This is a genomic window from Streptomyces sp. NPDC033229, assembly GCF_055576875.1.
The window spans coordinates 1-7989 of the sequence record NZ_JBVIQR010000100.1 but is presented as its reverse complement, the minus strand read 5'-3'; the positions used below and the strand labels follow the sequence as shown (position 1 = coordinate 7989).

The window sequence follows — 7989 nt, the reverse complement described above, 5'->3', positions numbered from 1 at the left end:
GTGAACGACGCTGCACCCCCGAGGTGACGGGTTGGCGGGGAGCTGGCGGGGCCACCCCCGACTTCACATCCGTCCGAGTGGTTAAAAGACAAGCTTAGTGCGGGTGAGTGAATCGAACACGGGGGCGGTCGCTCCGTAGAGCGAGACGGTCACGCGGTTCGGTGGCATGGTCGACAAGAGGTCGAGGTGCTGGTGCAGCCGCGACCCGTTGGTAAGGATGTCGATCAACATGCCCATGCTGTAAGCGTGCTGGTAGGTGGCGCGAAAATGGGGGTCGATGAGGGGTTCGCCGCCGGTGATCTGGAGCCGCAGCACTCCGGTGTCGCGGAGCAGGGCCAGGAGTCGGAACTTCTGGCCGAGGGGTAACCCCTCGAACTGCCGTTGTGCGAGGTAGCACATTTCGCAGTTGTAGTTACAGCCCTGGTTGATCTCCCATGTGGCTCGGCTGTACCTCACGCGGGTGACGGGGCGGACGAGCACGGCTCGGTCGCATCGACGTCCAGCGAGGCTGACCCCCCATGCCGTGTCGGCGGCGTCGGCGAGCCAGGAGGGGACCGGCAGGCAAGCGTCGGCGGCATCGGCGAGCTCGCGGTGCATGGCGCTGGGAATCTGCATGCCGCCCCGGGCTCCGGGGCGGACGACGACAAACCGGTCTTCCTGGGGACTTGCGATGACTTCGTGCACGGGTCCTCCGGGGGTCGGTGTGGAACCTGTGTGCGCGCTGTTCAGCAGGGCCGGCGAGGGGGCGCCGGGGTGTGGTGGTCGGACAGGTGATTGACCCGTAGCCCGTTCCGAAGGTAGGGGCACCCATTGTTGTTGGCGACTACGTCGACGGCGATATCGAGACAACGGCGGTGGTACGCCGTCATGTTCGGGTGCCACCACCGCGGGTCGATGAACTCCACCTTCATGACGTCTGCGGGCAACTTCTGATGATTGATCGACTCGGCCTCTGTTGGAGGCAACGCGCCGCAGTGGAATACGAAATTGAAGCTATCTCCGCTGGCACCCAAAGGGGTGGCTTCCAAGTGGTCAACCAAGAGGATTCGGCCGGGGCGGTTCGCCAATCCGAGGCGGCGCAGGTGGTAGCCGACGGGGCGAACTGCGGGTTCATCTCCGATCGATTCCCCGCCAGGTAGCTCAAGTTCCCCATTGGGGCGGGTGACCATAAGCGGGTGACCCAGCTCATTGGTGATGAACCCGTGCCCGAAGAGGCGTCGGCGGTGCGACATGAGCCGATCCGATTCCCGTGTCATCCGGCCTGTGATCTCCCTAGCGCGTGGAGGGCGCTCCCTCCCCGCCCTGGAGCGGGAGAGGGGAGGGAGCTCGGGGGACTCCCGCCGCGACCGTCCAAAGTGGCAGGGGGAGTTACGCCGACATTCGGGCGCGGTCTTGCCTGCCTATCCGCCCTGAGTCGGTGCAGGGGGAGAACGTAGCGCCGTTGCGCCGCTAGGTGCAATGGTGGGACGTCCCTATGTTGGACCGGCATATGCCAAAAGCCCCTCACCAGCGAAGATGAGAGGCTTTCGGGATGTTGCGCCACTAGATCAGGTGGTCAAACTCGCCGGCCTTGACGCCCAGCACGAACGCGCGGAGCTTTGTGCGGCTGGTCCTTACGATCTGATCGGGTTCGTCACTCTCCCTGATCAGGATCACCTCGTCGTCGACCGCTGCCAGCTCGACGCAGTCCTGATCGGTATCGCCCCCCGAGAACGAGGACTTTTGCCACTTTATTTCGCCTGCCATGGCTACTTGCTCACATTCCCTTTGCCACGTGTCGGATAAACTTGCGCGACTCGTCGACATCAAGCGCCAGTGATGTCACTGAATCCAGCATCGCTCGATATCGCGAAAGCTGAGACTCTGCGTCTACGAATCCGGCCTTGAACGCGCTATCGATCTGTACCGTGTCCAATTGCGGAATCGGCCCACCGGCGTACAGAAGAGAGTGAACCGACGGAGTAATCTGCACATCGAACGGGATTACTCGTACCGTAACTGTGGGGAACTGCGACAAGTCACTGAGGAAATCGAGCTGCGCCTGCATGATCTCGGGCTCGCAGTACCGCATGCGCAGTGCCGCCTCGTGAATGAACGCCTCAAAGCTCGGTGGTGCGGGCCGATCGAAGATCTCTCGGCGCCTCAGTCGGTGCTCGACTCGCGCCTTCAGCTCTGCTGCGGGCAGAGAGGGAAGTGACGAGACGCTGTTGCACATCACTTCGCGTGCGTATTCCGCCGTTTGCAGGATGCCGGGCACGTGCAGCATCTGCACTGTGCGCAGATACTTTGCGTGGTGCTCAAGCTCCGACAGGTCGAGGAATCCCGGCGACAGTATTCCCCGATACTCCTCCCACCAACCCTTGCTACGTTCTTCCGCCATGCTGGCGAGTGCATCGATTAGGTGTTTGTCCGTTGTGGAATAGAAAGAGGCGAGTCGGCGGACTCTCTCCGCGCTGATCCCGTACCGGCCGGATTCCAGGTGGCTGACCTGGGCGCGTTCGCCACCCAGGAAGGCGCCGACTTGGCTGCCGGACATGCCTGCCTTTTCGCGGAGTTTCCGCAGTTCGGCGCCCAACCGCTTCTGCCTTGCGGTCGGGTAACTCCTCGGCGGCATTGCCCCTCCCTCTCCTCGTCGCTACGAGTGTGCCGCCCCACTGTGCCACGGTCCACACCTTCATGGTGCGCCCGCCGTACCACTGTTGCACCGTCCCACCTGTGTCCCCTATGGTCCTGGCAGCACCGCGCAGCACGCCGGGAAGACCCGAAGTGCAGCCGCCTGCACGCCTGTTGACGGGCGCTCCGGGGGGCGGCCGAGCCACGGACGACGTGAGGTGCGCGGCTACGACCGATGGGAGACGACCCATGAGTACAGCCACGCTCAGCAGTCCCCGCACCAACCGCAGCGCCCCGTACGACTACGTGTCGGCCCGTACCTACCGACTCACCGCGCCGGCCTCCGCGCGCTCGGTACGGGTGGCCCGTGAGTTCGTACGGGCGATACTGACGGCCACCGAGCACCCGACCTTGGTCGACACAGCTCGCGTCTGCGTGTCCGACGCGGTGACGAACATGCTTCCCCGCGTCTACGAGGGCGTGATCACCGTCGACATGTCCGTGCGCCCCGAGCGCGTGATCGTCAAGGTGGGCGACGGCTCCAGCACGGGGCGTCGTCACCGTGACGTGCGTACGTTGAGCGAGCCCGAGCGCGGGCTCGTCCTGCTCCGCAAGCTGTCGTACGCGACGGGCGTGCAGTGGACGCGGGACGGGAGCAACCGCCGGGAGTCCAAAAGGATCTGGTTCGAGCTGCGCGCCTCCAGTGCGGTGATTCGGTGATCAAGCCCACGCGCGTGACCGTGAGCCGCTACGGCCGACGACTCGCGCACCGCCGGTTGTGGATCCACTTCGACACGACCGTGCTCGTGGAGCTGAAGCCCGAGGTGGCTCAGGATCTCGCCTACGAGCTCGCGTCCTATGTCGGACTGGCCGTGTTCCCGGCCGAACACCGCACTACCCGAATCGTTCGCCGATTAAGAGCCCTCGTGCGTCGCGCGCCGGCCCGGGGCAGTTGGAGGTCTGCGCATGCTCGCCGTTGAGCCTGGGGCCGTCGCGATCGGCGCCGTGATCATGGCGGTGTCACTGCTCGGCTTCACCTTGTTCCTGCTGTGGTGGCGGCTACCGAACCCCCACCTCGCCTTCACCCCGCCCCCGGTAGACAGCCCCGGGTACCGCTTTCAATGCCGGTGCTACTCCACACCGGTTTCGGTGATCGTGATCGCCTCGGCTGAGGAAGAGAAGGAACTCGCGGCCCGCGCCCGAAAACACCGCCGGCACGCCCGGCAGATCAGACGCTCGGACTTCTTGCGTCACCTACGCTTCCCTGCCTGCCGAATCGCGACGGCGGGCAGGGAGAAGGGGAAGCATCCCGCGCCGGTACCGAACAGACGCGTACCCGCCCGGTGATCCCCAGTAGAACCCCCGTCGGGGATCGGCCGACGGGGGTTCTGCCCGTCCAGTTCTACAACGACAGAGAACGCCCCCGCACCGGCGCATGGCCGGTGCGGGGGCGCATCTGTGTGTCAGCCGGTAGTCGTCTGCCATAGGGAGAGGGCGAATGCAGCGAGCGCGACCAGGGCGGCGAGGCTGGGCAGGGGCCACCGGGCCCGTTCGAGGTCGTCGACGCGGGCGTCGAGGTCGACGAGTCGGCCGTCGGTCTGGTCGCTGCGCTGCACGAGTAGGGCGAGCTGCCCGTCGAGGCGGGCGAATCCGACCTCGACGCTACGGTGCAGGCGTTCGAGTTCGAGCGCGACCGACGTCGGGTCGGGCGGCGGGGGAGTGCTCACCGGGTACCGTCCCGGTTCCGGTCGAGGGCGCGCAGCTCGTCGTCGGGGTGAGCGGTGCGCAGCCAAGAGGGCATGAGCGCCTGCACGCCGGGCAGGGCCATGACGCGGGAGAGGCCGCCGGCGACGGCGAGCGCGGCGGCGACCCACGGCAGAGCGGCAGGGATGCCGGCGGCGTCGATGATCGCGGGCAGCAGGACGGCGAGGGCGACAGCGGTCTGTACGACGGTACGGATCGTGCGGCGGGTGGCATCGGTCATACGGGGTTCCTTCCGGTGGTGGGGTGTGGGTCAGACCTTGGGGACCTTCAGGGCGGCCCACTGGAGGGGGCCGAGCCAGCCGTCGCAGTGCTCCGCGTCGTCGCCCAACTTGATCTGGAACAGGCGGCACGCCTCGACGTCGCTATCGGTCATCTCGGGCCCGGGGCCGACCGCGTAGGGGTCGCAGCCCTCTTCGACGAGGCGCTCGCCCATCGCGGTGATGATCGGCGACGTGGGGTAGCTCTTCAGCCACTTCTCGCCGGGGTACGGCTCGTACTGCGGGGCAGGGGCGGGCGTCCCGCCGGCGGCCTTCACGATGCCGGGGAAAATGACGTCGTAGAACTGCGCGACCCTCTTGTCGCCGGGGCAGTCCGTACCGCCGTCGCTCCATGCGGCGTGCAAGCGGTGGTAGCCGTAACCCGGGTCGGCGGCCGAGCGGCAGATGCGCAGCGGGATGCCGTGCTCCCGGTGCAGCCATGCACCAAGCTGGATGATGGTGGCGACCTGCTGATCGGTCCACGGATCGGTGGCCTCGTCGTCGGACGCGGTCTCGGCGCTGATCGCCCCGGTCCCGTCGGGCCGATGGTTGGCTCGGTAATTCGCGTCGGCGCGCGTCTGCGTCCCTATGTACTGCGCGATGCTGCCGTCGTACCCGATACCGAAGTGCGATTCGAGGTAGGTCGAGTCGCGCCAGTACTCGTACGTCCGGCGGGGCGTCCACGGGGCGGCAATGCTATGGAGGATGAACTGTGTTGGGCGAATGGCGGGCTGGTCGTCACCCTCGGGCTGGACTTCCATTCGCTTGGCGTTGGGGTACCAAACCACGTCTGATCTCTCCTGGGCGTAGAAAAAGCCCGCCGGGGTTCCGGGCGGACTGGTGGGAAGGGTTCTCGGGGCGTTAGCCGATTGCGGCCCAATAGCAGGTATTCGCCTCTGCCATGTCGCCGAGCGTGAGCGTGGCGGGCAGGCTGGTCAGGCTGGTGGAAGAGGTCTGTAGCCACCGGTAGACGCCGACTGCATCTGCTGCCTTTGCACCCGAAGTGGTGGCCGTCCCGGTCCAATTCGTCGCGGCGAGGTAGGGCACGGCGCTCCCGGCGCCCTTGATCAATATCGCGACGTAGTAACTGCCCGAGCTGAGGCTCGCGGGCGAGGACAGCGTGAACGTCGCTGTCTGCCCGCCGATGTTGTGGGTCTCAGGGATCGACCCGACTGCGTTGGCGGTGGCGGCAACGCGTCGCAGCCCCTGGTCGTAGATGCCGAAGTACGCGGCCGTCACTCCGGTATTGGGCTTGTCGTAGCCCATGACGTGAATGAGCACCTTGGTGATCGTCGCCGCGGCCCGGAGGGGGACGCCGACGAGGTACAGGCGCCCGGCCTCCGAGGGCATGTCGCCCGGCGTACGGGAACCGGCGGACAGGTCATAGGCCCATGACCGCAGCCCGAAGTCGTCGGGCAGCCAGCCACCGGGCAGCGCCGGAGCAGCGACCGGGAGCTGCGTCGCAGGGATCTTCCCGGACCCGTCGAGCGAGGCCACACCGCCCGCCGCACCCCGGGCAGTGGTGGGGATGGCGCCGACCTGCGCTGCGGTGTGGGTGTGAGCCGCTGGTGCCGCGCCGACATCCGCGGCACCCAGGACAACGACACCGGTCCGCTCGTTCACCGACTGCACCGCACCGGAGGACGGCGGGAGCTGGGCGGCGGGCACCCGGCCGTCGGCACCGAGGGTCGCCACACCCCCGGCCACTCCCGCCGCGGTGGCGGGCACGGCGCCGACCTGCGCGGCCGTGAGGGTGATCGCGGCGGTGGAGATGCCGTTGACCGACTGGACGACGCCGGGCGGTCCGGCGGGGCCGACGGGCCCCTGATCGCCCTTGGGGCCGGTGGCTCCGCGCGGTCCGATCAGGGAGGCGAGCCAGTCGGCCGGCGTGCCGCTGAATCCGGCGGTGACGGCGACCTCGTAAGCGGACGCACCGCGCTCGCCTCGTTCACCGCGCGGGCCCTCGACCGGGATGTAATTCGGTCGGCTGGGATCGGTGGGGGCGATGTCGGCGAGGTCGACGCGCGAGTACTTCGCGGGGAGCAGCAGCTCACCGGTCACCCCCCATCGAGTAAACCGTAGGGGCGACAAGCCGAGCTCGAGCAAGATGCAGTGACAAAAAGGAAGATCGACTGTCACAGGACAACGAACATGACGCTGCCGGGCAGCAGGGTATGTAGTTGCGTTCGATGGCACGCAACTACATTCGGTGTGCGGTCAGTTCCGCGGAGGGTTTTGTGCCGCTCGGGGTGCTGCCACCCGCGGAGGGCAGCCACCAGTTGGCCTGGCCGAGCAGCCGCATGACGGCCGGGACGAGCAACGCCTGGATTAGGGTGGCGTCCACGGCGATGGCGATGAAGATACCGACGCACAACTGTTTGACAGTCATGACGCCGCTGCTGGCGAAGATTGCACTGACCACCAGGACGACCAAGGCGGCTGCGGTGATGACTGGCGCGGACCGTTGTAGTCCGAGCGCGACCGCGGTGGTGTTGTCGCGGGAGATGTCGTACTGCTCGCGGATGCGCGAGAGCAGGAAGAACTCGTAGTCCATCGAGAGGGCGATCAACAGCAGCAGCATGATCACGGGTTGTGCCACGTCGATGTATCCGGTGCGGGCTCCCCCGACCAGCCACAGCAGGTGCCCGTCCTGGAAGATCCACACCAGTGCGCCGAAGGCGGCTCCTGAGGGGCCTCGAAGTTCCCGGACAGGGACCCAATAGGGTTGCCCTGAACAGGAAACGAGGAAGTCGAAGTGGCGCCACCCAGTAAGTATTCACCGGAGTTCCGCGAGGAAGCCGCGCAAATCGCGCTCCGGTCCAGCAAGACCATTTCCGATACAGCTCGTGAGCTTGAGCTGAATCCGGAGACCCTCCGAGGCTGGGTGAAGAAGTATCAGAAACAGCACGAGCGAGCTGCCGATGCAGAACTGACGTTGAGTGAGCGGGCCCGCCTCAAGGAACTCGAAGGCCGCATTCGCGAAGTCGAGATGGAGAACGCCTTACTGAAGAAATGCGCGGCGTACTTCGCGAAGGATCCCCGGTAGCAAGTAAGTACGAGTTCATCGATGAGATGCGGCTCGACACGGTGGAGTACGCGTACAGCGTCGAGTTCATGTGTGATCACCTCGACGTGTCCAAATCCGGCTACTACAACTGGCGTGACCGTCCGGAATCCGCGACGGCCCAGCGGCGCGAGGAATTGAAGCTGCTCATCCGTAAGGCATTCGAGGATGCCGACAGCACCTACGGCTACCGGCGCATCCACGCCCAGCTGCACCGCTGGGGCCGCACCGCGGGCCTGGAGCTGATCCGCCGGCTCATGCGCGAACTGAGCCTTGAGCCCTGCCAGCCGA

General features: G+C 66.4%; 13 protein-coding genes. 5 read left to right on the top strand and 8 right to left on the bottom strand.

The window, feature by feature from the left end; translation table 11 throughout:
- Positions 1-81: 81 nt before the first annotated feature.
- From ACZ53N_RS35430 to ACZ53N_RS35420, 3 genes are all read right to left on the bottom strand, one after another.
- On the bottom strand, positions 82-684 hold the full coding sequence (locus tag ACZ53N_RS35430; protein WP_469144864.1) for a radical SAM protein: 603 nt from the start codon (positions 682-684) through the stop codon (positions 82-84).
- Between the two features lie 858 nt (positions 685-1542).
- Entirely contained in the window at positions 1543-1746 is a 204-nt protein-coding gene (locus tag ACZ53N_RS35425; protein ID WP_469144863.1) for a DUF397 domain-containing protein, read from the bottom strand.
- Between the two features lie 10 nt (positions 1747-1756).
- Positions 1757-2575, bottom strand: coding sequence for a helix-turn-helix domain-containing protein (locus ACZ53N_RS35420; RefSeq protein ID WP_469144862.1), 819 nt, complete (start codon positions 2573-2575; stop codon positions 1757-1759).
- A gap of 287 nt (positions 2576-2862) precedes the next feature.
- Here ACZ53N_RS35420 and ACZ53N_RS35415 point away from each other — a divergent pair, with 287 nt between their 5' ends.
- The 3 genes from ACZ53N_RS35415 to ACZ53N_RS35405 are packed head-to-tail and all read left to right on the top strand — an operon-like array spanning position 2863 to position 3960.
- Positions 2863-3333, top strand: coding sequence for an ATP-binding protein (locus ACZ53N_RS35415; protein WP_469144861.1), 471 nt, complete (start codon positions 2863-2865; stop codon positions 3331-3333).
- Complete coding sequence (locus ACZ53N_RS35410; RefSeq protein ID WP_469144860.1) at positions 3330-3593, top strand: hypothetical protein; 264 nt, start codon at positions 3330-3332, stop codon at positions 3591-3593. Before ACZ53N_RS35415 ends, ACZ53N_RS35410 begins: the two co-directional genes overlap by 4 nt.
- Positions 3580-3960, top strand: a complete 381-nt coding sequence (locus ACZ53N_RS35405) for a hypothetical protein (RefSeq protein ID WP_469144859.1) — start codon at positions 3580-3582, stop codon at positions 3958-3960. The genes ACZ53N_RS35410 and ACZ53N_RS35405 overlap by 14 nt, the downstream gene beginning before the upstream one ends.
- A gap of 116 nt (positions 3961-4076) precedes the next feature.
- Here ACZ53N_RS35405 and ACZ53N_RS35400 read toward each other — a convergent pair whose 3' ends face one another.
- From ACZ53N_RS35400 to ACZ53N_RS35380, 5 genes are all read right to left on the bottom strand, one after another.
- Positions 4077-4340 (bottom strand): hypothetical protein, encoded by a 264-nt coding sequence (locus tag ACZ53N_RS35400; protein WP_469144858.1) that lies wholly within the window; start codon positions 4338-4340, stop codon positions 4077-4079.
- Positions 4337-4597 (bottom strand): hypothetical protein, encoded by a 261-nt coding sequence (locus ACZ53N_RS35395; RefSeq protein ID WP_469144857.1) that lies wholly within the window; start codon positions 4595-4597, stop codon positions 4337-4339. Before ACZ53N_RS35395 ends, ACZ53N_RS35400 begins: the two co-directional genes overlap by 4 nt.
- 30 nt (positions 4598-4627) lie before the next feature.
- Positions 4628-5422 (bottom strand): peptidoglycan-binding protein, encoded by a 795-nt coding sequence (locus tag ACZ53N_RS35390; protein ID WP_469144856.1) that lies wholly within the window; start codon positions 5420-5422, stop codon positions 4628-4630.
- Between the two features lie 73 nt (positions 5423-5495).
- Positions 5496-6695 carry a hypothetical protein gene (locus tag ACZ53N_RS35385; RefSeq protein WP_469144855.1) on the bottom strand — a complete coding sequence of 400 codons (1200 nt, stop codon included), beginning with the start codon at positions 6693-6695 and terminating at the stop codon, positions 5496-5498.
- Positions 6696-6834: 139 nt separating this feature from the next.
- Complete coding sequence (locus tag ACZ53N_RS35380) at positions 6835-7299, bottom strand: MMPL family transporter (RefSeq protein WP_469144854.1); 465 nt, start codon at positions 7297-7299, stop codon at positions 6835-6837.
- A gap of 90 nt (positions 7300-7389) precedes the next feature.
- Here ACZ53N_RS35380 and ACZ53N_RS35375 point away from each other — a divergent pair, with 90 nt between their 5' ends.
- On the top strand, positions 7390-7680 hold the full coding sequence (locus ACZ53N_RS35375; protein WP_469144853.1) for a transposase: 291 nt from the start codon (positions 7390-7392) through the stop codon (positions 7678-7680).
- A gap of 26 nt (positions 7681-7706) precedes the next feature.
- Positions 7707-7989: IS3 family transposase (locus tag ACZ53N_RS35370; RefSeq protein WP_469144852.1), on the top strand; the 283-nt coding region annotated here is incomplete at its 3' end.